22 protein-coding genes and 1 pseudogene are annotated in these 22,374 nt (G+C 68.0%); 13 read left to right on the forward strand and 10 right to left on the reverse strand.

Annotation, left to right across the window (positions count from 1 at the left end; genetic code table 11):
• Nucleotides 1-33: 33 nt before the first annotated feature.
• Nucleotides 34-786: an acetoacetate decarboxylase family protein gene (locus GD1_RS02065; RefSeq protein ID WP_020793526.1), complete on the reverse strand. Its 753-nt coding sequence runs from the start codon at nucleotides 784-786 to the stop codon at nucleotides 34-36.
• Between the two features lie 205 nt (nucleotides 787-991).
• On the opposite strand from GD1_RS02065, the gene GD1_RS02070 reads away from it, so the two are divergent.
• The 4 genes from GD1_RS02070 to GD1_RS02085 all read left to right on the forward strand — a co-directional run bounded on the left by GD1_RS02070 (nucleotide 992) and on the right by GD1_RS02085 (nucleotide 4,567).
• Nucleotides 992-1,696, forward strand: coding sequence for a response regulator transcription factor (locus GD1_RS02070; RefSeq protein WP_238403643.1), 705 nt, complete (start codon nucleotides 992-994; stop codon nucleotides 1,694-1,696).
• Entirely contained in the window at nucleotides 1,687-2,889 is a 1,203-nt protein-coding gene (locus GD1_RS02075; RefSeq protein WP_059035346.1) for a sensor histidine kinase, read from the forward strand. The genes GD1_RS02070 and GD1_RS02075 overlap by 10 nt, the downstream gene beginning before the upstream one ends.
• On the forward strand, nucleotides 2,886-4,004 hold the full coding sequence (locus GD1_RS02080; protein WP_053777905.1) for a DUF8320 family protein: 1,119 nt from the start codon (nucleotides 2,886-2,888) through the stop codon (nucleotides 4,002-4,004). The genes GD1_RS02075 and GD1_RS02080 overlap by 4 nt, the downstream gene beginning before the upstream one ends.
• Before the next feature lie 131 nt (nucleotides 4,005-4,135).
• The gene (locus GD1_RS02085) at nucleotides 4,136-4,567 is read left to right on the forward strand and encodes a response regulator transcription factor (protein ID WP_244882452.1); all 432 of its coding nucleotides are present in this window, start codon (nucleotides 4,136-4,138) and stop codon (nucleotides 4,565-4,567) included.
• Here GD1_RS02085 and GD1_RS02090 read toward each other — a convergent pair.
• Complete coding sequence (locus tag GD1_RS02090; RefSeq protein WP_059035348.1) at nucleotides 4,545-5,828, reverse strand: CoA transferase; 1,284 nt, start codon at nucleotides 5,826-5,828, stop codon at nucleotides 4,545-4,547. The genes GD1_RS02085 and GD1_RS02090 overlap by 23 nt on opposite strands.
• 48 nt (nucleotides 5,829-5,876) lie before the next feature.
• On the opposite strand from GD1_RS02090, the gene GD1_RS02095 reads away from it, so the two are divergent.
• Complete coding sequence (locus tag GD1_RS02095; protein WP_053777902.1) at nucleotides 5,877-7,280, forward strand: amidohydrolase family protein; 1,404 nt, start codon at nucleotides 5,877-5,879, stop codon at nucleotides 7,278-7,280.
• Nucleotides 7,281-7,486: 206 nt separating this feature from the next.
• Here the strand turns inward: GD1_RS02095 and GD1_RS25615 are convergent.
• Nucleotides 7,487-8,454 (reverse strand): annotated as a pseudogene (locus GD1_RS25615) (enoyl-CoA hydratase/isomerase family protein).
• A gap of 629 nt (nucleotides 8,455-9,083) precedes the next feature.
• Between GD1_RS25615 and rplN the strand changes: the two are divergent.
• Genes rplN through GD1_RS02120 form a run of 4 tightly spaced genes read left to right on the forward strand, consistent with a single transcriptional unit; the run spans nucleotide 9,084 to nucleotide 10,538 of the window.
• Nucleotides 9,084-9,452, forward strand: coding sequence for a 50S ribosomal protein L14 (rplN, locus tag GD1_RS02105; RefSeq protein ID WP_053777901.1), 369 nt, complete (start codon nucleotides 9,084-9,086; stop codon nucleotides 9,450-9,452).
• A 1-nt stretch (nucleotide 9,453) separates the two neighbouring features.
• Entirely contained in the window at nucleotides 9,454-9,771 is a 318-nt protein-coding gene (gene rplX, locus GD1_RS02110; RefSeq protein ID WP_020791091.1) for a 50S ribosomal protein L24, read from the forward strand.
• Nucleotide 9,772: 1 nt separating this feature from the next.
• The gene (gene rplE, locus GD1_RS02115; protein WP_020791088.1) at nucleotides 9,773-10,351 is read left to right on the forward strand and encodes a 50S ribosomal protein L5; all 579 of its coding nucleotides are present in this window, start codon (nucleotides 9,773-9,775) and stop codon (nucleotides 10,349-10,351) included.
• A 1-nt stretch (nucleotide 10,352) separates the two neighbouring features.
• Nucleotides 10,353-10,538: a type Z 30S ribosomal protein S14 gene (locus GD1_RS02120; protein ID WP_020791084.1), complete on the forward strand. Its 186-nt coding sequence runs from the start codon at nucleotides 10,353-10,355 to the stop codon at nucleotides 10,536-10,538.
• 94 nt (nucleotides 10,539-10,632) lie between these two features.
• Here the strand turns inward: GD1_RS02120 and GD1_RS02125 are convergent, their stop codons facing one another.
• Nucleotides 10,633-11,088, reverse strand: coding sequence for an SRPBCC family protein (locus GD1_RS02125; protein WP_020791081.1), 456 nt, complete (start codon nucleotides 11,086-11,088; stop codon nucleotides 10,633-10,635).
• A 166-nt stretch (nucleotides 11,089-11,254) separates the two neighbouring features.
• Between GD1_RS02125 and GD1_RS02130 the strand changes: the two genes are divergently transcribed.
• The 3 genes from GD1_RS02130 to GD1_RS02140 all read left to right on the forward strand — a co-directional run bounded on the left by GD1_RS02130 (nucleotide 11,255) and on the right by GD1_RS02140 (nucleotide 13,013).
• Nucleotides 11,255-11,521 (forward strand): hypothetical protein, encoded by a 267-nt coding sequence (locus GD1_RS02130; RefSeq protein WP_157079347.1) that lies wholly within the window; start codon nucleotides 11,255-11,257, stop codon nucleotides 11,519-11,521.
• Nucleotides 11,518-12,327 (forward strand): thioesterase family protein, encoded by an 810-nt coding sequence (locus tag GD1_RS02135; protein WP_053777900.1) that lies wholly within the window; start codon nucleotides 11,518-11,520, stop codon nucleotides 12,325-12,327. Before GD1_RS02130 ends, GD1_RS02135 begins: the two co-directional genes overlap by 4 nt.
• A gap of 290 nt (nucleotides 12,328-12,617) precedes the next feature.
• A complete protein-coding gene (locus GD1_RS02140; protein ID WP_244882454.1) occupies nucleotides 12,618-13,013 on the forward strand; it encodes a hemophore-related protein in 396 nt (131 codons plus the stop codon).
• A gap of 53 nt (nucleotides 13,014-13,066) precedes the next feature.
• Here GD1_RS02140 and GD1_RS02145 read toward each other — a convergent pair whose 3' ends face one another.
• Nucleotides 13,067-13,963: an SDR family oxidoreductase gene (locus tag GD1_RS02145; RefSeq protein WP_053777898.1), complete on the reverse strand. Its 897-nt coding sequence runs from the start codon at nucleotides 13,961-13,963 to the stop codon at nucleotides 13,067-13,069.
• A 146-nt stretch (nucleotides 13,964-14,109) separates the two neighbouring features.
• On the opposite strand from GD1_RS02145, the gene GD1_RS02150 reads away from it, so the two are divergent.
• A complete protein-coding gene (locus GD1_RS02150; protein WP_053777897.1) occupies nucleotides 14,110-14,667 on the forward strand; it encodes a TetR family transcriptional regulator in 558 nt (185 codons plus the stop codon).
• Nucleotides 14,668-14,736: 69 nt separating this feature from the next.
• Here the strand turns inward: GD1_RS02150 and GD1_RS02155 are convergent, their stop codons facing one another.
• The 5 genes from GD1_RS02155 to GD1_RS02175 form a co-directional block, all read right to left on the reverse strand.
• Entirely contained in the window at nucleotides 14,737-16,203 is a 1,467-nt protein-coding gene (locus tag GD1_RS02155; protein ID WP_053777938.1) for an AIM24 family protein, read from the reverse strand.
• A 43-nt stretch (nucleotides 16,204-16,246) separates the two neighbouring features.
• Nucleotides 16,247-16,849 (reverse strand): DUF4262 domain-containing protein, encoded by a 603-nt coding sequence (locus GD1_RS02160; RefSeq protein ID WP_020790434.1) that lies wholly within the window; start codon nucleotides 16,847-16,849, stop codon nucleotides 16,247-16,249.
• Between the two features lie 125 nt (nucleotides 16,850-16,974).
• Nucleotides 16,975-20,262, reverse strand: a complete 3,288-nt coding sequence (locus GD1_RS02165; RefSeq protein WP_059035353.1) for a helicase HerA domain-containing protein — start codon at nucleotides 20,260-20,262, stop codon at nucleotides 16,975-16,977.
• Nucleotides 20,262-20,963, reverse strand: a complete 702-nt coding sequence (locus GD1_RS02170; RefSeq protein ID WP_053777895.1) for a hypothetical protein — start codon at nucleotides 20,961-20,963, stop codon at nucleotides 20,262-20,264. Before GD1_RS02170 ends, GD1_RS02165 begins: the two co-directional genes overlap by 1 nt.
• Nucleotides 20,945-21,724 carry an endonuclease domain-containing protein gene (locus GD1_RS02175; protein WP_244882458.1) on the reverse strand — a complete coding sequence of 260 codons (780 nt, stop codon included), beginning with the start codon at nucleotides 21,722-21,724 and terminating at the stop codon, nucleotides 20,945-20,947. The genes GD1_RS02170 and GD1_RS02175 overlap by 19 nt, the downstream gene beginning before the upstream one ends.
• Nucleotides 21,725-22,374: the final 650 nt, after the last annotated feature.

Below are 22,374 nucleotides of genomic sequence, written 5' to 3' on the forward strand. Positions count from 1 at the left end.
TACGGAGGTAGGGGTGGCGATGCCGTCAGGCCATCACACCACGGCGGCGTCGTCGAAGCTCATCGCCAGACGTTGTACCGAGGTGGTCATCAGTGCGTGCCGCCCCAGTTTCAGGGTGCGCAGTTCGTCGGCGATCTCGTGGTCGCCGAGCGTCAGCGTCGCCCCGCCGATCCGGGTGCGGGTGCCGGTGATCGACCGCAGCCGCCACGGCGTGCTGCGCAGCACGCCGTCGAGCTGGGAGTAGGCGTGCAGGGTGGTCTCGGCCGCCGACGACGGCACCGACAACCCGGGCTTGACCGTGAGATCGGCGATCAGGCTGCCGTCCTGGCTCACCCGGCCGTGACGGGTGGGGGAGTCGTGGTCGACGTCGAAGTCGGCGAGGATCTTCGGGAATCCCCAGATACCGCGGCCGGCGGCCAGGGTGAACTCGCCGTCGACGGGCAGCCGGTGGATCAGGGCGCGGGCGTTCCCGGCGACGAGCCGTCGCAGTGCGGTGACCGGTGAGGCCGGCGCTGCCGGGTCGTCCACCAGGAAGCACACGCCGAACTCGTTGTACGGGCCGAGATCGCCGTCGACATAGTCGACGAAGACGAGCATGCACATCCCCCGTCCGGGCCGGATGCGCAGCGGGGTGGGGCGATGCCGACCGGTCCCGGCGGCGTCGATCGCCGCCTGCATGGCGGCGGCATCGGCGGTGAACCCGGCGACGAAGCATCGCGCCTCGCGGATCTCGACCGGCATGGTGACGGTGGTGCCGAGGACGTCGTGGCGGGCCGGGGTGCTCATCGGGCCTCCTGTGCAATCACCGGACTATTAGAACACGTTCTATTTCTGGCCCGGGTGGCTTTACCGAATCGATGAATCCATGGCCCGCGAAACCGCCATTCGAACGATTTCACCCCGGATTCGGCCGTGTGCTGAGGACTTCGTCGCACCACCGTGATACCCAACAGGGAGCAGGGCGAATGGTCGGTGATCGGGAAGTGGTGTCATGGCTGGACGGGTTCTACGAATCGGGATGGTCGACGACCATCGATCACCGATCTGGGGTGTCGAACGCATTCTCGAGGACCAGCTCGACCTCGAACTCGTACGCGCCGCGGCGACCGTGGACGAACTGCTCGCCGGGGGCGCGAATCTCGACATCGTGCTCCTCGATCTGCGTCTCGACGACGGCACCACCCCGCGCGAGAACGTCAACCGGCTGCGCGACGCGGGGATCGGGGCGGTGGTCTACACCTCCGGTGAGCATCCGGCGCTGCTGCGTTCGGCGGCCAAGGCCGGTGCGCTCGGCGTGGTCCTGAAGTCGGCCTCCGAAGACGAGATCCGCGCGGCCCTCCGCGCAGCCGGAGAGGGCACCGCGGTGCTGACCACCGAATGGGCCGCCGCCATCGACGGCGATCCGGAACTCGCCGCGGTCGACCTGAGTCCGCAGCTGCAGCGGGTCCTCGCGCTGTATGCCTCCGGGGAGACCTCGGCAAGCGTCGGGGAGGCCCTCGGGGTGACGGCCGAGACCGTCAACGAATACCTCAAACGCATCCGCCAGAAGTACGCCGACGCCGGACGCCCGACGCGCACCAAGATCGACCTGTACAAGCGGGCCATCGAGGACGGCTGGCTCCCGGTGCCCGAACGCAACCAGTCCGGGGCCGAGGAGCGCGGCCGGCACGGGACCCAGGACACCGGATGGCCCTGACCTCGGTGGCCGTGGGGCGGCGAGAGGCGCGCATCCAGCGGCTGATGGCCCGGTTCGTCGGCGGCGGATTCATCGCCTATCTGCTGGTGTCGATCGGCGAGTTCGCCTCCACCGCGGTCTTCGTCGCACTGTGGTTCACCCCGGTCGGCGCGATCATTGCCTTCACGCCCGGGATCGTGTTGTTCGCCTACAGCTTTCGTGATCGACTCGACCAGCGGTTGCTCGCGGCGATCGCCTTGTCCACGACCATCGGGTATCTGATCGCAAGCGGCCTGTGGTTCCTCGCCTGGGACGGTGTGTCCCGCGATCTCGACCGGGTGTCGTGGCTGATGAGCTTCGGTGGACTGCCCAGCCTCGCCACCGTTCTGGTGCGTCCGTTCCCGGTCGGCGCGGCGAGCCTGGTGGTGTGCATCTCGGTGTCGACCGTCTCGACCGGACTGGGGCGTGACGGCGACCTCGGGTGGGGCACCGCGACCCAGACGTTGTGGGGTATCGCCTACAGCTCGGTCTATCTGATCGCCGCCGCGATGGTGCGGCGCACCGGCCGCACCCTCGACCAGACGCGTGAGGCGGCACTCGCCGCGGCATCGGCGACCGCCGCGACCGCCGCCCGGGACATCGAACGCGCACGATTCGACGCGCTGGTGCACGACCATGTGATCGCCACCCTGCTGGCCGCAGAACCCGGCACCGTCGACTGCCGCCTGGCCGCCCAGGCCCGCCGCGCCCTCGACACGCTCGACGATCTGGCACAGTCGCCCGAGATCACCGACCTGTCCCGCGACGACGCGGCGGCCCGGCTGCGCGTCACCGTCGCCTCGGTCGACGACGCGGTCGCGGTGCGGATCACCGACCTCCCCGCCGACGGCGAGGTCCGCTACCCGGTGGAGGTGGTGGCCGCCATCAGCGAGGCCCTCGCCGAAGCCGTCCGCAACAGCGTCCGCCACGGCGGCCCGGAAGCCCAGAGCGCGGTGTTCGTCGAACTCGGTGCCGATCACATCCGCGCCGGCGCCGTCGACGACGGCGCCGGGTTCGATCCCGCCGCGGTCCCTCCCGAACGCCTCGGAATAGAGGTGAGCATCCGGCTGCGGATGGCATCGGTGGCCGGGGGCGGGGCGCGGGTGCGCAGCGAACCCGGCGACGGCACGACCGTCGGTGTCTGGTGGCAGCGGCCCGCGGAGGTGTGGGAGTGAGCGCCGGGACCGGTGGCCCGGACGAGGCATGTGGACGGCGGTGGCGCCGCCCGCGCAACGATGCCTCGACGATCATCGGAATGCAGTCGCCGGTGGCGTTCGGGGTGATCGTCTGGTTCGCCACCGCGGCGGTCGTGGCCTCCGGTTACGGCAGCGGTGGGGTTCTCGACTGGCCGGTCTTCGGTCTCGGTCTCGCGCTCTCGGTGCTCGGGGCGGTGGTGTTGCTGCTCGCGCCCCGGGATCCGCTCGCCGTAGGCGCGACCGTCGTCGTCGCCGGACTGCCGTCGGTGGCGGTGCCGCTGGTGATGATCTCGGTCGAGCCGCCACCGGCAATAGCGTTCGGGGTGGTCAGTGGATGTGTGTCGGCCACCCTGGCATTCCTGTGTGTCCGCGGGCGGGTGCTGGCCGCATGGATCGGATTCGTCGCCTCGGTCGTGGTGTCGGTGGTGGCCGGTCTCTTCCTCACCGGGACGCAGGCGTGGCTGAGTTCGGAGATCCCCGGTATCGCGGTGTTGCTGATGTCGACGCTGTTCGCGACGATCATCCGCCCGGCCGCCCGCGAGATCTATGCGTTGCGGGCCCAGACGCTGCGGGAGGTGACCGAGGAGGCCGCCACCCGTGCCACGCTCACCGAACGCGACGTACAACTGGCCCGGCTCGACGAGCAGGCGCGCGTCCTGCTCGAACGTATCGCGTCGTCGCAGGTGCTGACCGAGGCCGACACCCTCCGGGCCCGACTGCTCGAGCGGCGCCTGCGTGACGGGATCCGTGCCCCGTCGCTCGACGCCCCGGACGTGGTGGATGCCGTATGGGCGGCCCGCGAGCGTGGCGTCTCGGTGACCCTGCTCGACGACGCGGGTGACGCCGCGCGTCCCGAGGTGCTGGCCGGTGTCCGGGCGGTGGTGGTGGAGATCCTGTCCGGTCTGGACGCCGGTGCGGCGGTCACCGTCCGGGTGAGCCCGCCGGGGCGTGATCCGTTCGCCACGATCGTCATCCGTGAGGGGGACACCAAGAGACGAGTTGATTATCACGTCCTGAGGGACCATTCTGTGGCGACGGTCGGCCTCGGCGATGGCCCCAGAACTGGGGACACCCCCGCTGACGTGCGAAAATAGTTGAGGGTGCAAGTGTGGTCCCCCTTTAGGGGACTGTTGCAAGACTGAGCGGCACCTTAAAATAACCTGTGACGAACCCAGTCAGAAGGTGAGTGGTCGGCCCCGCGACCACCGGAACAGGAGGACTTACGGTGACGACCGCAAGTACCGATATCCCGGTTTCCCCCGCACGTGTGCCCGGACGGGCCCTACCCCAGTCGCGTCAGCCGATGCGCCAGCCGGTGACCCGCATCGCGGACTACCGTCGTCCCCACTATGAGCGCCCCATCCCCGGGCGGCCCGTCGCACCGGGCGTCGAGCGCCAGCAGCCGGTCGTGCCGACGGCACCGCCGCTGCGCAAACCGAAGCTCTCGCGCCGCGAGGTCGAGGTGCTGATGGCGTGGCTCGCAGCCGACTCCAAGGAGGAAGCCGCCGAGGCGCTGTTCATCGCGGCATCGACGGTCAGCACCCACCTGGCCCGCATCCGCGCCAAGTACACCGCAGTCGGGCGTCCCGCCCCCACCAAGACGCACCTGCTCGCGCGGGCGCTGCAGGACGGGATCACCCGCCTCGAGGACTGGTGAGCCGCTCGTCGACGAGCGCGTCCACCACAGGGTTGTCGGCCCCGACCGCACGGATCGGGTGACCGCCGACCAGCGGCACAGACGGCCGGGTCTCACCGAGACCCGGCCGTCGCTCTGTCTGCGGGCCATGGATCGGTGGCTTCTGTGTTCGGGGGTCGTGACGGGGCGAGAGCGCCCCGGCACCGGGTCCGGTCGTCCCGCAGGCGGCGTGACGTGCCGCCACCGCCGACAACGCCACGTCGATCAGCCGCCCGCCACCGCCGTCGAGGGCCTCCGCCACCAGCCGCGCCGACTCGATCCCGGTGAGCGGGTCGGCGATCGCATCGGCACAGAACACCGGGCCGCGCGGGGTGTGGCCGACCAGCCCACCGGCCACCGCCGCGTCGTCGCCGAAGCCGACCCACTGTGCCGCCTCGTTCTCGGCTCCATGTGCGGTGATCCGCAGCCACACCTGACCGGGACGCGGCGCCAGACCATCGGCGTCGAGCCCATACCGGGCCAGGGCCCGCGGGCGTGAGGCCTCGATGACGACGTCGGCGGCCTGCAGGAGCCGCGCCACCGCGGCGGGATCTCGCGAGAAGTCGGCCGCATAGGTGAGTTTCGGCCCGTTCATCCAGGTGAAGAACTCCGGATTCCCGCGCCGCGTACCGTCCGGGCGCGTCACGCCCTCCACCTTCACCACCGTCGCTCCGGCATCGGCGAGCAGCCGACCGCACAGCGGTCCCGCCCAGAGCGACGAGAGATCGGCCACGAGGAGATCGCCCATCGGGCGGTGCGCCCGTGTCGTGCCGCGGGATCGGATGGGGGTCGGGGCCGGGGTGACCTCACCGAGAACCGCCGCGGCCAGTCCGAGCAGTCGTGCTCGCGCCACGAACTCGGCGGCGTCTGACTCGGCGACCGCGGCCTCCACATGAGGCCAGACATCGGTGTTCTCGAGGGGATGCCGGAGAAGTGCCGGGATCAGATCGACGTCGTCGGGGCGGGGGAGCGACAGCGCACACCACGTGTCGCGGGCGGCGATCAGACGGGCGGCGCCACCCGCCGAGATCCGGCCGCCGCGCCGGAAACCGGTGAGTGCGGCTCGGCCGCTGAGGAATTCGGCGGCGTCGGGGTGCGATGCGCGCACGCCGGTGAGCGTGCGGAAACGGTCGAGGTTGGCCTGGGCGCGATCGAGCAGTGGGGCGCAGCTGTGATCGGGCGGGCCGTCGGGATCGCCGGTGAGGAAGGCCAGGCCGGACTGTTCCCACCGGTCACCGGTCATCGAGGTCTCCTTCGCCGTCGCCGATCACGCTACCGGTAGGTTGACCGGATGGATGCGGGTGTGGTGATCGAGCGGGCCGACCTCGGGCGCTCCGCCACGCTCGACATCCGGATCGCACGCGCACCGGGCGGCGACCGGGTCATCGACGCCGTCGGCGCCGGGATACGAAGGCCCGGTGACGAGGTCGTCGATGCGGCCGGAGCCGCGGTGATCCCCGCCTTCACCGACCACCACCTGCATCTGCATGCGATGGCGGCGGTGTCGACGTCGGTGCACTGCGGCCCGCCCACGGTCACCGACCGCACCGCGCTGGCCACCGCGCTGCACACCGCCCCTGCGGGACCCGACGGATGGGTGCGGGGTGTGGGATACGTCGAATCGGTGGCTGGTGACCTCACGACCACCGAACTCGACCGGATCGAACCGGGCCGGCCGGTTCGGATCCAGCACCGCAGCGGAGCGCTGTGGATGCTCAACACCGCCGCGCTGCGCGCCGCCGGGATCGTCGCGGGCAGCCATCCCGGGGTGGAGGTGGACGCCGAGGGTCTACCCACCGGCCGCGTGTGGCGCGCCGACGACTGGCTGCGATGGCGGCTCCCGCGGTCGGGGCCACCGGATCTCACCGATGTCGGACGGCGCCTGCACGACCTCGGGATCGTCGAATCCACCGATGCCACTCCAGATCTCGACGAGCACAGGCTCGGTGCGCTGATCCGGGCGGTCGACGACGGGCTGGTGACCGGCCGGCTGCACCTGCTCGGGGTTCCCGTCGGGCGCCGGCTGGATCATCCGCGGATCACGGTGGGGCCGTACAAGATCGTCATCGCCGACTCGGACCTCCCCGACCTCGACGATCTGGTCGCACGGATCGCCGCGGCACACGCCGACCATCGGTCGGTCGCGGTGCACTGCGTCAGTCGTGTCGCCTTCGCGCTGCTGCTCGCCGCCTGGGAGATCGCCGGGGTCAGGCCGGGAGACCGCATCGAGCACGCAGGCATGGTGCCCGCGGAAGGCGGCGAACTGCTGGCGCGACTCGGAGTCGTCGTCGTCACCCAGCCCGGCTTCCTCCCGCATCGCGGAGACGACTTCCTCGACGGCACACCGCAAGCCGAGCACGCAGATCTCTACCGCTGCGGGTCACTGATCCGTGCCGGGGTGCCCGTGGCCCTCAGCAGTGATGCACCCTATGGCCCGCTCGACCCATGGCAGACGATCGCCGCGGCCACCGAACGCCGGACCGCGAGCGGACGGGTCGTCGGCGACACCGGTGAGCGGATCGGCGTCGCGCAGGCCGTCGCCGCACACTGCACCCCCGCCGCCCGGCCCGACGGTCCGCCGCGGCGCGTACAGGTCGGCGATCCGGGTGACCTGCTGATCCTCGATCGCCCGTGGGCCGATGTCGTCGCCGCGCCCGGGGACGTCCGGGTGGATCGGGTGACAGCGACTCGTTGAGTCGGGATCACCCCTCGTCGGCGTCACCCGGCGTCGGTTGAGTCCGCTGTCGGTTGAGCACAGTGCCTGCAGGTCAGGCTGACCGCAGGGCACTTCCGGCGGTTCACCACTGACGTCATCGGGCGTTCACCCGGCGAGCGAGATGCCCACACCGGTGACGTAGGCACGATCAGCGAGGAGAACGATGTCTCCGGTCGGCACGGGGCTCAGCCCGCATCGTCGACCACATCATCCACGAGACCCCACTCCAACGCCGTCGACGCATCGATGGAGTGGCCGGACAGTACCAGGTAGGCGCTGCGCCAACGGCCGATCCGTCGGGAGATGCTGTACGTTCCACCCGCGCCGGGGACCAGTCCGACACTGAGTTCGGGAAGCCCGAGCCGTGCATCCCGGTGGGCGGTCACGCGTCCGCAGTAGGCCGCCATCTCCAGGCCGCTGCCGAGGACCTGGCCGTGCACGATGGCGCGGCAGCGGGAGCCGAGGCGCCCGCGGAGGGCGTCGAGCGCGAGTGCCGGACTGTGTCGTGTCCGGGCGAGGTGAGACGCTGCCGGATTCTCGAAGGCGCCGACTCGGCCAGATCGCCACCGCTGCAAAACGATCGCCCGGCGCCCCGGATCTCGACGTCGGTGATCGAGGTGTCGAGTTGTGCGACGGTGAGCGCCTCCAGTAGCCGGATACGCATGGCGTCGGTGAAGGCGTTGTGGCGGTACGGGCGGTTGAACAGGATGCGCAGTGCATCGCCGTCCCGCTCATAGACGACGGGTTCCTCAGGGTCGGTGGCGATCCGGGTCGGTCCGCGCTCGGCCATCCACTGCGCGAACTCGGGGCCGGACTGCAGCGTGGAATACGCCAACGACTCCGTCACCAGCGCCGGCCGGACATCACCGTCGGTGTTGACCACCCGGAACACGTCCGCGGTGGTCGCCGCGGTGATCGGCATCCGGGTACAGCCGGATTCGATCACGGCGAGGGAGTCGTCGATGGAGTCCACCCGAACACAACGGGGGTCATCGGTGGGCGATTCGGTGAGCGTGAAAGACGCCAGACCGAGCCAGTACGGCGAGGGCGGCCGGTCGGTGTCGGTGATGACCGCCACGATCGGTGGTGCCAGTGACGTGACCGGCGGCAACTCCGGATCGGGGGGTGAATGTGCGTCGACGACGTGGATCATGCCCGGCACCGGTCCCGTCCGGGAGACAAGGTCATGTCCGGATGGTAGTCGGACGCACGAGGGTGATCTGCAGATCGACGGCAGTGTGGCGCAAACGTCGGCCAAGGGCCTGCCGACGTCGAGGCACGGCATGGACGCGCACAGCCGCGGTGGGACGTCGTGGGAGCGATCTACCCCGCGGGACAGGGCAGTCCTCGGTGTGGAGCCTCCTCGAGGAGGTCACGCCGACCGCGGCGGTCGTCGCCGGCCGTCCACGCCGATCGTGGCGCTCTTTCATGCTGCGAGTCACGGGCGGTCGACCGCGAACACGGTTCGAACCTGACGAGAATTGGATTCTCATCGGCGGTGAGAGATCATCTTCGGAGCGCTCGGATACCGGCCGTCGGACCTGGATTTGGTTCCGACCTGCGGTTTCCCCTACACTTGACGGGTTGCCTGCGGTACGCGAGTACTGCGAATCGGCACACGAACCCACTGGGATGGCCCGCTACCTGCGGAAAGTCCAAGGCAGGCGTGTGCTCGGTGGCAACAGACCGTGTGCGCCTGGGTCGGAAATCCGGCGCACAGATGCGGTGGATCGTGCAAGCGGTCCGGCGCATCGACGACATCCAGGTCAAGGAGAGAATCGAGTGATTCAGCAGGAGTCTCGCCTGCGGGTCGCCGACAACACCGGGGCAAAGGAAATCCTTTGCATCCGCGTGCTGGGCGGCTCGTCTCGGCGCTACGCCAGCATTGGTGACGTCATCGTCGCCACCGTCAAGGACGCGATCCCTGGCGGCAACGTGAAGAAGGGCGAGGTCGTCAAGGCCGTCGTCGTGCGCACCACCAAGGAGCGCCGCCGCCCGGACGGAAGCTACATCCGCTTCGACGAGAACGCTGCCGTCATCCTCAAGGGTGAGAGCGATCCCCGCGGTACCCGCATCTTCGGCCCGGTCGGCCGTGAGCTGCGTGAGAAGAAGTTCATGAAGATCGTGTCGCTGGCACCGGAGGTGATCTGACATGAAGGTGCACAAGGGTGACACCGTGATCGTCATCTCGGGCAAGGACAAGGGCGCCAAGGGCAAGGTCATCCAGGCCTTCCCGAAGGAAGAGCGTGTTCTGGTCGAGGGCGTCAACCGCATCAAGAAGCACACCGCTGCCTCGGCCAACGAGCGTGGCGCATCCTCGGGCGGCATCGTGACCCAGGAGGCCTCCATCCACGTCTCGAACGTGATGGTCGTCGATTCCGAGGGCAACCCCACTCGCGTCGGCTACCGCGTCGACGAGGAGACCGGCAAGAAGGTCCGTATCTCGCGCAAGACCGGGAAGGACATCTGACATGACCAGTACCGAAAAGGTTCAGCCCCGGCTGAAGACTCGCTACCGCGCCGAGATCAAGGACGCGCTGAACACCGAGTTCGACTACGCCAACGTGATGCAGATCCCGGGCGTCGTCAAGGTCGTCGTGAACATGGGTGTCGGCGACGCCGCCCGTGACGCCAAGCTGATCAACGGTGCGGTCGCCGACCTCGCCCTGATCACCGGCCAGAAGCCCGAGATCCGTCGCGCCCGCAAGTCCATCGCACAGTTCAAGCTGCGTGAGGGCATGCCGATCGGCGCCCGCGTCACCCTGCGTGGCGACCGCATGTGGGAGTTCCTCGACCGCCTCGTGTCGATCGCCCTGCCGCGTATTCGCGACTTCCGTGGCCTGAGCGACCGTCAGTTCGACGGCAATGGCAACTACACCTTCGGCCTGAACGAGCAGTCGATGTTCCACGAGATCAACATCGACAACATCGACCGGCCGCGCGGTATGGACATCACTGTCGTGACCTCTGCCACCACGGACGACGAAGGCCGGGCGCTGCTGCGTCACCTGGGCTTCCCGTTCAAGGACAACAACAGCAAGGACAACTGACATGGCAAAGAAGGCTCTGGTCAACAAGGCCAACAAGAAGCCCAAGTTCGCCGTGCGGGGCTACACCCGGTGCAACAAGTGCGGTCGCCCCCACTCGGTGTACCGCAAGTTCGGCCTGTGCCGTGTGTGCCTTCGTGAGATGGCGCACGCCGGTGAGCTCCCGGGCGTGCAGAAGTCCAGCTGGTGACTTCGCGCCGCGTCTAGCGGCACACTGATCTGTGCGATCGGCCCCACCTCCCTCGGAGGTGGGGCCGATCGTGCTTTCGGTGTCCGGCAGTGATTCAGTGCTCGGTCAGCCAGTCGTCGATGAGGTCGGGGATGTCGGCGACCGATGCGTTCAGCGAGCGCTGATAGGCGCGGACGACGATCGGATCGGCCATCTTGCCGAAGATGCCGCCGAGGCCCTGCTCGCTGAGCACGTGATAACTGAACTCGGTGCCGGCCGAGGTCTCGGTGACCTCCGTGGTGATGGTGAACCGGAAGGGCGACTCGGTGGAGCGGAACTCGCTTCCCTTGTCGGCGTCGACGCGGACGTACTCGCCCTTCCATTTCATCGTGCGGCCGAGAATGCGGGTGGTGCCCTCCCATTTCGTGCCGACTGCGACCGGTCCGTCGGTCAGGGAGCGGAGTTCGATGGTGCCGGGGGTGAAGTGCATGACGTGGTCGGGCTGGATGCAGTACTCCCAGACGACGTCGACGGGGTGTGCGATGGTGACGGTGGAGCCGGCTTCGAGCATGATGAATCGCCTCGGATGCGAATCGATGACAGTGCGGGTTGCTGTGACATGGTGCGAAGCCCACGCTACGCTAGTCGGTTGCCGATGGGCAGGTTGATTATTTTGTGTAACAAAGACATTCGCTGTCAACTGGTTGGCCGATGCAATCGTGTCGGTGTCGGTGTCGGTGTCGATGTCGGTGTCGGTGTCGGTGTCGGTCTCGGTCACGGTCACGACCGATCGGCAGGCTTGCGATGCCGAGGGGAGCGCGGATCCGATCGAGGTGGGTGTCGAGCGGGAAGTCGATCACCGGCAGTTGGAACAGCATTCGCACACCATCGTGCTCGGGCCGGCAGATTGCGACACCTGGTGGTGGGGGAGGGTACGGCGACGGGTGGGTGTCGGCGCCCCGTTGTCGCCGGACTATGACGGGCTGCATAGTATGGCCGCATGACGGTTATCGAGAGCGGAGTGCCCAGGGTGTCATTGGCCGAGGCCCTTGCGGACTTCCATCCGGACGCCGAGTTCGCGATCCCGCTGGGATGGACCCAGGGGCGCACGGCCTACGGGGGCCTCACCGCGGCGCTCGCGGTCGCGGCTGCCCAGCGAACCGACGGAGTCGTGCTCCCCCAGCTGCGTGCCGCGCAGTTCGCGTTCACGGCGCCCGCCGCCTCCTCGATGACCGTGAGTGCGCGCCGTCTACGCGAGGGTCGATCGGTGACGAGTGTGGGGGTCGAGACGCGCAGTGGCGATTCGATTGCTGCACACGCGACCCTGATCTTCTCCGCTCCGCGCGACAGCGCCGTCGAGCACGATCGGATCGCGCGGCCCGACGTCGCCGGCCCCGATGACTGCCCTGGCCTCGACGGATCGTCGTCGATGCAGCCGTCGTTCGCCGGCAACTTCGAACGCCGCGTGGCCGGTGGCGCGATGCCGGTGACAGGTACCGAAGTCCCCGAGATCATCTGGTGGGTACGCCACCGCGACGCCTCGGGGGTGGACCCGTCGGTCGCGCTCGTCGCACTCGGCGACAGTCTCCCGCCCGCGGCGATGACCGCGTTCTCGGATGTGGCGCCGATCAGTACGGTGCTGTGGTCGATCGACGTCTGCGACGAGATCGCCGATGCCGCCGGGTGGTTCTTGCTGCGCTCGTCGAGCATCGTGTCACGAGGCGGCTACTCCTATCAGTCGATGGAGGCGTGGGATGTGCAGGGGCGCCTGGTGATGACCGGAACCCAGACGGTCGCGATCTTCGCCTGAGCGGTCGCGCGCTCTCGCTCGCAGGCCGGCGTCGCCGCTGCGTCATCGCCGCCGATCCTCTGTCGCCCCGCCGCTGTGACGGCGAGAGCCGACGATCCACGCGATTGCCCCGGCTCGGTCGTGATCCGGGTTGACCAGTTCTTGACCGTTGCTTGTACCCAGACTTACTGGAGTGTTCTCACGGCTGATCCTCAGGCTGCACATAGGTTTTCGCGGTTGTGTGTGAGTCGCCGGCGCCGGCCGGGAACGAGTACGGGAAGAGGTCGAGAATGTCGAAGAGTTCGCGAAGTGTGAGGCGGCGGCTGACGGTCGCCGTCGCCGGACTGGCGATCGCAGGTGCGATCGGGGGCACCGGTATCGCCGGTGCCGCCCCCACGACTCCACCGGCGCCGCATCACGCCTACGGAACATCCTGCACGGTGGGGCAGGTGGAAAAGGCGCTCTCGGCGCAGGATCCGCATCTGTGGCAGCAGATCAACTCTCATCCGAAGCTCAAGAAGCACTTCGAGGAGATGCTCCTGTTGTCTCCCGCGCAACGAAAGGAGCTGCGGGACAAGGAGCGTCATGACCATCCGAACCGGTCGGCGGTGGTCGGGTTCCGACACGATCGTGGTGCCGGTGCGCAGCAGCGAAAGGCCACACACCAGGCCGTCGAGAAGGCACTGCACACCTGCAGCAGGTACTGACATCCTGCGGCGGGACATTCAGGTCGTGCGGACTCCGAACCACCGGACCGGACTCAACCGACGTGTGCGGTGTCGGTGTACGCGCCGGCCTCGATGTCCTCGATCAGGGTGCGTCCCACCGGGGTCCAGCCGAGCAGGTCCTGCGTCCGTGCACTCGACGCGGGTAGGTCCGCGCCGAACAGTGTGCCGATGAATCCGGCTTGTTCGGTGGCGTGTTCGGCGGTGACCGAGCGGCTGGGGACGCCGATGCTATGGCCGATCGCCTCGGCGATGGTCCGGGTGGGTATGCCCTCCTCGCCGACGGCCTGTATGACCGACCCGGCCGGTGCCTTCTCCAGCGCCAGCCGGGTCATGGTCGCGACATCGCTGCGATGCACTGCAGGCCAACGGTTCTCGCCGGTACCCACATATCCGGAATGGCCGGCCTGGCGTGCGACGTCGGTGAGTTGGGCGACGAATCCGTGATCGCCCGTGCCGTGCACGGTGGGGGCGAAGCGTAACGCCGCCGTCCGGACTCCGCGTTCGGCGGCGGGCAGGATCTGTGCCTCGACGCTTCCACGGGGGCTTGCCGCGCTGGTGTCGAGTTCGGTGGCGATCTTCGATCCGCCCAGCAACGGGATACCCGACGCGAACAGCAACGGTCGGTCGCTGCCGGCCAGCGTGTCGCAGAACATGTGCAGGACGGCCAGGTCGGTCTCGATCGAGGTGGCCATCCGGGTGAAGTCGTGGATGAAGGCGAGATGGACGACACCGTCGGCGGAGGCCGCGGCATGCCGGAGCACATCGAGATCGGCGAGACTGCCGCGCACGGCCTGTGCGCCGGTGGCGGTCAGTGCCCGGACGCCGGCGTCGGATCGGGCGAGTCCGACCACGTCATGGCCCGCATCGACGAGTTCTGGAACGACGGCCGAGCCGACCCAGCCGGTGGCGCCGGTGACGAATACGCGCATTGGTGACTCCTCTGTGGGAACGGGAACAGGATTGGTGCTGCGATCGTCGGTGATCGATCGGCAGCGCAGCGATGCTGCGATGTCAGTTTCTGACATCATCGACGGTAGCACCGATGTCAGAAACTGTCATCACCTATTATTCGTCCATGGGACGTTGGGAGCCGGACACGCGCACCCGCATGGCGAGCGCGGCCGTCGAGCTGTTCGCCGAGCGAGGTTTCGATCAGACGACCGCCGGTGACATCGCCACGCGGGCCGGGGTCACCGAGCGCACCTTCTTCCGGCACTTCGCCGACAAGCGTGAAGTGTTGTTCGACGGGAGCAACACCCTGCAGGGCGTGGTGCTCGCGGCGATGGACTCATGCCCGCGGGGTCTACCGGGGATCGAGGTGGTGGCCACCGCATTCGCCGCGACGGCCGACTTCTTCGATGGACGTGTCGATTACGCGCTGCGGCGTGCTGCCGTGATCGACGCCAGTGGCAGCCTGCGCGAGCGGGAACTGCGCAAGCTCGACATGCTCGCCGACGCCGTGGCGGCACGTCTGGAGGAGCGGGGAACGCCCGCGGGGCCTGCCGCCGTGATCGCCGAGGTCGGGGTGGCGGTCTTCAAGGTCGCCTTTGCACAGTGGGTGTCCGCGGGTGCTGTGCGGTCGCTCGGCACCTATGTCGAGGACGCCGTCGCGGACCTGCGGTCTGCGATGTGAGACAAGGTGCGCGCGGCGTGCTGACAGGCGCGCGTCCCCTCGATGCGGCGCCGCCGGGGCGAGAGCGGTTCAGCGCCCCAGGAATCCGCCGAGCATGCCGCCGACACCGGCCTGATCACCGCTGCCGCTGCCGCCGATCATGCCGCGGCGGGGGAGTTCGGACGGTTGCACGACGACGAATCCGTGGCCGGCGAACGCCAGGGTGAACCGCTCACCGGTGCTGCGGCCGATCAGGGTGCCGAGGTTGAACGAGTCGTTGGACTTCACCGAGGTCTGCAGGCTCGACGACCAGGCCACGGCGGCCTGCGGGTCGGCGTAGGTGGCGGAGTCGACGTTGAGCACCACCGGCGATCCGTCGGTGGTGATCGCGATCCGGCCACGGCCGGTGAACACGCAGTTGAACATGCCGGCGTTGCTCATCGACCCGGCGCCGTGCACGCGCCGGACGTCGTAGTGCAGCGACGGGTCGAAGGCGAGCACGTTGGCACCGTTGATGGTCAGTCCGTCGGAACCGTCGAGATCGATCAGGTGCACCTCCGACGCGGCGTCGGCGAGGAACAGGTCGCCACGACCGGTCACCTTCATCAGCGGGACGCCCTCACCGGACATCGCCTGCCGCATCATGCGGCCGAACCCGCCCGAACCAAGGGCCTCGAACTTGAGGTCGCCCTGGTAGGCGACCATCGATCCCGCGCGGGCCATGATCTCGCCGTTGAGGCCCACCCGGCACATCTTGCTGCCCTGCTTCTGGATGCCGATCCCGTCGACCTCGGCGTGGCTGGGGGCGAACAGGTCACTGTGCATGGAGACTCCCGGAGGCGGTGAGACGGGTGCTGGGCGAACGGGCGCGGGGCCGCGGGGCGTGGGGGTGGGGCCGGGTGCACTCGACACGGAGGGGGTGGAGGCGGGTGACGTGGACACGGTCGGCGCCGGCCCGTGGGGTGTGGACGGTGCCGGGGTGGGTGTCGGTGGGGTGGGCGGCGGTGGCCACGGCTGGGGATCGGCCATCCGTGGCGAGTGGCCGGGCGGAGGGGGATCGTCCTCGACGTCGATTCCGAACGCTGTTGCCAGACCGGTCAACCCGGTGTCGTAACCCTGGCCGACGGCGCGGACCTTCCATGCGCCCGAGCGCCGGTAGATCTCGAGACAGACCACCGCGGACTCGCTCGTCAGCCCGGGTGGGGTGAAGCCCAGCGGCTCCCCGCCCGACGGTGAGCTGACCGACGCCTCGAGGGTGCCCGCGGTGGCGAAGGCGGTGGGTCCGGTGCCGTCGAGGCTCGCGGCGATCGCCACCGTCTCGATGTCGGCGGGCAGGCGGGCGGTGTCGACGGTGATCACGTCCACCGGTCCCTCGGAACGGTAGGAGACGCCGGGTCCGGAGGGCTGGTTGTAGAAGATGAAGTCGGCATCGGACCGGACGCGCCCGGCTGCGGTGAGCAGCACCGCCGATGTGTTCACCGGTGACACCGAGCGCACCGACACCGCCACGACGGTGCCGGGCAGCACGGTGTTCTCACCGGGTGCCAGTTGCCTCATGCCCACATCACGCACTCCATTGTGCCGAATTTCGAGCAGACGATCATTCGCGCGGCGTACGACGTCGGGCGGCCCGTCGCTGCGCCCGATTGGCGCCGAGTACGGTCCGCTGACCACGCACGAACCCTCCGTCGGCGCGCGGGACCCCCTTCACCGGCTGCTGCATCGGTCGCAGGGTGTATCCCGCCTCCCACGGGAAGGTGCCCAGCTCGTCGGCCCAGACCACCTGCAGCGCGGGCAGATCGGGGAACAACTCGTTGGAGATGAGCAGATCCGACTTGTCGACCACCTCGATCAGGCGGATCGGTGCATCGAACGTGCCGGTCAGATCGATGGCGACCTCGCGATCGACCAGCGCCTTCCCATCGTGGCGGTGCAACAGGTGGCCAAGGGTGTTGAGGACGACGGTGGCGGTCCGCGAGTCGAGTCCGTAGACCACGAGCTCGGGGATGTCGTGCAGCCCCAACCCGGAGGTGTAGGCGAACGCGCACAGCGGCGGCACACAGTCGGCGCGGCCGCACGTGCAGGCGTCACCGACCGCGGTCACCGCCCAGCCGGCCCGGCGGATGGTGTCGATGGTTCCACGGACCAGCGGGTCGGGATGCCACCGCGGAAGTCCGGCGATGGCAGCTGCGTGATCGGCCATGGGTCGCTCCTTTGTTCGAGGTGCCTCCATGACAGCACGGGGGTCCGACACGTTCGGGCCGGTGGCTGAGCGCGGTTCACACCCGTCGGACTGAGGATGGATCTCCGGGCCACCGATGCCTCGTGTCACACCTGTCGGACCGGTGCACCTCGCCGCGCGATCTCGACCACCTCGTCCTCGGTCGGCGGGCTGTGAGGATGGTGACTCAGACTCAAAGGTGTCGCGACCTTGGTGAAACGGCCACCGTCGACCGCGGCATAGAACGTGCCGGCAGGCAAGCGCCCGACGTCGGAGATCTGACTGCCCTTTCGCGCCGCGAGTTCTTTGGCGTTGTTGATCTGGGTCGGGTGGTTGAGCAGACCGATGAACTGGGTGGCCGCGTTGCCCGACACCCGGTTGCTGATCCCCGTCGGCGATTGCGTCGCGAAGATCATTCCCAAGCCGTACTTGCGTGCCTGGGAGGCGAGCGCGAGCGTACTGCTGGTGGCTGTTGTGGTGCCGGTCGCCGGCGCGAAGTTCTGGGCCTCGTCCATGACCAGTAGTCCGCCCAGCGGTCGGTCGGCAGCCGGGTGCTTCTTGATCCAGGCGAACAGTGCCATCTGCAGTTGTCCGACGAAGTTCGCTGCCGGTCCCTGTCCACCGAGCCCGGCCAGGTTGATCACCGAGACCCGCGCCCGGTAGCCCGGAGAGGGCGTAAGGAGCACGCCGGGGTCGGCGGGGGCGGCGTCGCCGCCGAATATGGGGTCGTTGGCCATCGATGCCTTCAGGTTCTCGGCGAGGTCGGCGGCGAGTTTGGGTGCATCGGACAGGTTGCTGACACTGTCCGGGAGTTCTTCCAACATCGCGATGAACCCCCGCATGCTGCTCCCGCCGCCACGCGCGAACGCGGCCATGGTCTGCCGGAGCACGGCTTCGTAGTGGGACGAACGATTCGAGCGCCCGGTGATCGCTTTGGGTGTCAGCGCGCCTACTGCGGAATCGACTGCGGCGTTGAACTCGTCGGTCCCCTCGGCCAGGGAGGGGAAGTCGGGCAGCGGTTGAAAACTGAGCGGTCGACCCGAGTTTCGTCCCGGCGTGAACACCACGACCTCGGTCTGGTCGAAATAGGTGTCGGCCAACGCACGATCTTCGGGCGCCCAGGGCCGGGGATCGTCCTCGGGCCAGGGAGTGCCCAGGCGCGAGAGGTCGTTGTTGATGTCCAGCACGATCGATGAAACACCTTGGAGCGCTGCCTCTTCGACGATCCTGCGGATGAGGACGGTCTTGCCGGAACCGGAGCCGGCGAAGATCGCGGCATGCTTGCGCAGCGCGAGGAGGGGGATGGTCAAGGGTTCGTCGTTCGTGACGCGTCGCCCGATCGTCAATACCCCGGACGCACCCGACGGCCGCAAGACGGGTGCGGCGGTCGGCGCTGGTGCGGCCTGCGCTGATGAAGGGGCCGGAGGCGTCGCCCGAGCGGCGTGTTCCGGATGGTGGTCTCGCGTCGGGGATGCAGGTGCAGGCGGGAACGAGGTCGAGGCCGGGGCGGGGTGGGAGTCCTCGGTCTCGCGCGTGAACCCGAGGATCACGGTCAGACAATCGATCTCGCCGGCGGGATGTCGAGCAGCGGTCCATTCCCGAAACATCGGTGCACCCTCGGACCGCATCTGGGTCAAGGCCATTAGACGCCGGATATCGTCCTCCGACCATGAGATGACTCGTCCGCCACGTGAGTTCAGCTCGTTGACCATCTGTGCGGTCTTCGGCCCGGAGGGCCAGTCGCTGCGGCGCAACACCACGAGGCTGCGTTCGATCCGGCCCAAGCTGAGGCCGGCGGCCGTTGTCGCAGCTGCGAGCTTTGTCTGGACCGAGCGTGCATGGGTTGCAGCGATCGCCCGGAAGCTCCACGACTGCTCGATGTCACGATGCTGATCGATGATCTGTCGGATCTTGGCGTGCAGTACCGGCTTCGATCCTGGCTTGGGATCCAGCTGCCAGTTCTCCGCTCCGTCAGGGAGCGCTTCGATCCAGGCGGCGAGCCCTGCCTGCAAGAGGGACGGCACCACCTGGTCTTCGGACTGGGGCACCAGGGCGGGAAGAGGGTCGACACTCTTGATGAGTTCTGCGTACCGCTGGTCGAGTGATGCGAATTCGGGCCGGTCGGAAATGTCGTTGGCGGGGGCGGCGGCAGAGTCCCGAGGAAGGACCCCATCAGCGGTCGATGTCCGGGCTGCCGCGGCGGCTGCGGCAGTGTCTTGGGTCGTCACCGTGCCGGCAAAGCTGGTGATCTCGTCGAAGACGTCTGTGCGTAACATCTTCCCGATCTGTCGATCGACGGTGATCATGAGCTCGCGTGGTGTGTAGTCGACGGCGTCGACAAAGGCCGTGTCGGTTACCGGCCATGTCGAGAACAGCGGCCGGAAATCAACCTCCGCGAATCCCCGAGCGAAGCGCTTGCTCAAGAGCAAGCGGCCGAAATCTGCCGATGTGGGGCGCTGCAGAGCGGGTGGCTGTCGGAAACGGTCCACTGCCGAACGCATCACATGGCTCTCGAGGTACTGCCACGCTGCGGTGATACACGAGACGACGGTCGCAGTGCGACTAAGGTTGTCGCGCAACGACATCAGGTCGTGCGCGAGCTGCTCGACGATGGACTTCTCCTCGCCGTGGGTGGCATTCTTGCCGGCCTCGATCAGGGTGTCGATCTGATCGACGGCAAGCACGGCGGCACCGTCGAAGGCGACGATTCGTGAGATGTTCTGGACGATCTCCTGATATCCCAATTGTGCGTTGCGGATTCCCCATTCGGCCAATTCCTGGGCGTCCTCGACATCGAGATGGAGAAAGGCCTCCCCCAGGTCGCGTGCGTCGAAATCGTCGGAAGCAGTGAGGACGAGTGCCCGAAGGATGTGTTGCGAGCGACGTCGATGACGGGGATGCCTCGAGTACACGCCGTGGACTAGTGCCTCGAGAGCTTTCGGCGTGAGGGGTGCGTCGCCTGTGACCGCACGGCGAGACGCGTCGTCCAGTTCGGCATCTTGTGCGAGACGATCGATCAGTTGGACCAGCTGCGAGCGATGCGTCGGGGTCGGACGAGCGAGGTCCTCGAGGATTGCGACCGTCGCAGACTTCCAGAAATTGGTGCCGTCGAGGAGCTTGACGAGAAAGAAATAGCCGCCGTCGGATTGGACCCGCTCACGGACCTGGCCGAGGAGATGCGTCTTGCCGGAGCCTGCCGGGCCCCGGACGGCGACACCGATCGGACTGCCCGACGCAGACCGCTTGGCATCGCCGTAGACGCGCATCACCTCGTCGAGGGTTTGTTCGTGGAGTCCGCCGACGTGCAGCGATGCGCCGGCACCCCACACGTCGTCGGGGGTATCGGCCCAGTCGAGTCGGATCGATTCGAGGGCGCGCCGAATATCGTTGTCCATCAGTCCTCCTCGAGGGAAAGCAGATGGCATGGTTGAGTACCGACCAGCACGGCCGCAGCACGCTCGGCGTCGGTCAGCAACGCCTGGTCCTCCTGCGGGATCAGGCTGACACCCGGTCGGCGCTGCAGCGTGACAAGTGCCGTGTCGAGGTCGGTTCGGACGATGCCGTCGAGAGCCGCGCGGATATCGCGAACGCTGACCAATGCACCGGGCCGCGGCGCGATTCGGTGATATGCCTCGATGACGCGCTCGATGAGGTCCCCCGGAGGTACTGCAGGGGTCGTGGGTTCGTTGTCGTCACCAGAGGCAGCGGTCGGTGTCGGCCGAGATTCCTCGACGTCATCACTGCGTCGAGGTCGGCCGAAAACCTCATGCAGGCGGAGATCCTCATCGCCAAGGTATCGACCCACAGCGTCGAGGACGGTGTACAGCGCGCGAATCGGCGGCAGCGACCGCGCGGGGGGACCATCGCGCAGTTCGGCCGCGCACCACACCCACCCGCGGTCGGTGAGGGTGTGGAACAACGCATTTCTTGCTCCCTTCCGCACCTCGATCAGGCCATGTCCGACGAGCACCGCGCGATCTGGCCTTTTCGGTTCGGGTGCCACCGCTTTGATCTCCGGCGTGGACATCTCCCGTGATTCGGCCATCAGCACAAACATCACTGCACTCTGGCTGGGCGTCAACTTCGGGTGGTCCACTGGTGCTCCCTGCTTCCTGTCGGGTGGTCGTCGTCGGTATGTCGGGCTTCGATCATCTCGCGGAGCTCTGCTGCTACGAGATCCGCGTCTGCGAGAACCTGCTCGTTGGTGTAGCGCAGCACCAGATAGCCATGGCGTTGCAGCATGTTGTCGCGCGCCCGATCCCGCGCGTACTTTCCGGGTCGGCGGTGGTCGGCCCCGTCGACCTCGACGACGATTCGCTCGGCTGTCCACATGAGATCGACGATGATGCTCGGGGTGAGTGGATCGAGGTCGTCCGGCGCACGATTCCACCGGCGATCCTGTGCCCAGCGTTGCCGACTGAGCGAGGCTTCCAGCGCCTGCTCGGCGGCGCTGTGTGGTGCTGGTGCGCCGGTTGGCCGTGATACCGACAAGACCGGCGGCGTTGTTTCGGTGTGCGCGGGCTCGGTGATGGCGGTTTGACTCGCCGTCGCATCCTGTTGGATGTCGGCTGCTGTCGATCGCAGCCGGAGAACGGGTACCCGCTCGACGGCGGGCAGAGCATCGTCGGTCAGCCACACGGTCAGCCGACCGTGGTAGGCCAGCCATTCGCACGCGGTCACGGCTGCGTGTTGCGCATCTGCAGACAGGTCACCACTTGCTCGGATCGCAAGCACCACGTCGGGCCGTCCATATGCGTGACGAAGTAGGTCGACCAGACCTGTGGCCCGGAGTTCGGCGGCGGGATGGCGCCGGGGCCGGGTGCCGGCCGCCGCCGAACGGGCCAGCTCGACGGTCACCGCAGGGCTCAATCTGCTCGACGAGCACAGTTCACGGGCAGCGGACTGGGCATCGGAGACATCCCAGAGCTGTCCAGGTGCGCCGCCAGGGAGCCACGAAGGGAACAACGCGATCAGAATGAGTTCGAGTGCGTCGAGGACCTCGGATGCCACGGCATGCGCCGAGCGGTCATCAGGCCCCCGATAGTCGAGTATCACCGGAAGGTCTGGTGCGACCTGATCCACGAGCTGGTCCAGAGCGTCCCCGGTGACGTCGTTCAGTCGGACGACATGTCCCGGACGGACTGCGGCACGGATCGGTGGCCGCGTCGCATCGTTCATCGAGCTGAATATATCCGTCGGCGCCGACGAATGAGACACGAGCGGATCCGGTGGAACGACGGAAGTGTCATCGCGTCCCTCGGATGGCAGATCTCTCACCGTGTCGGATCCGCGAGATCGCGTCAGGAGTCGAAGTGTGACCGGGGGGATGGCGACGAGTGAGATCACGGTCTCGGCGCCGACGAAAGGTTCGCCCGACGCCGACCCCGAATGCGGCATGAGACGAGCGCATCTCAGCCAGAGCTCGCGCTCGAGGCGATCTGCGATGCGGGTGCGGATCGCATGGTGTGGTGCACTCGACATGGGATTGCCTCGACGATCGTCGGTGT

The organism is Gordonia desulfuricans NBRC 100010, assembly GCF_001485495.1.
In the GTDB taxonomy this organism is placed as follows: Bacteria; Actinomycetota; Actinomycetes; order Mycobacteriales; family Mycobacteriaceae; genus Gordonia; species Gordonia desulfuricans.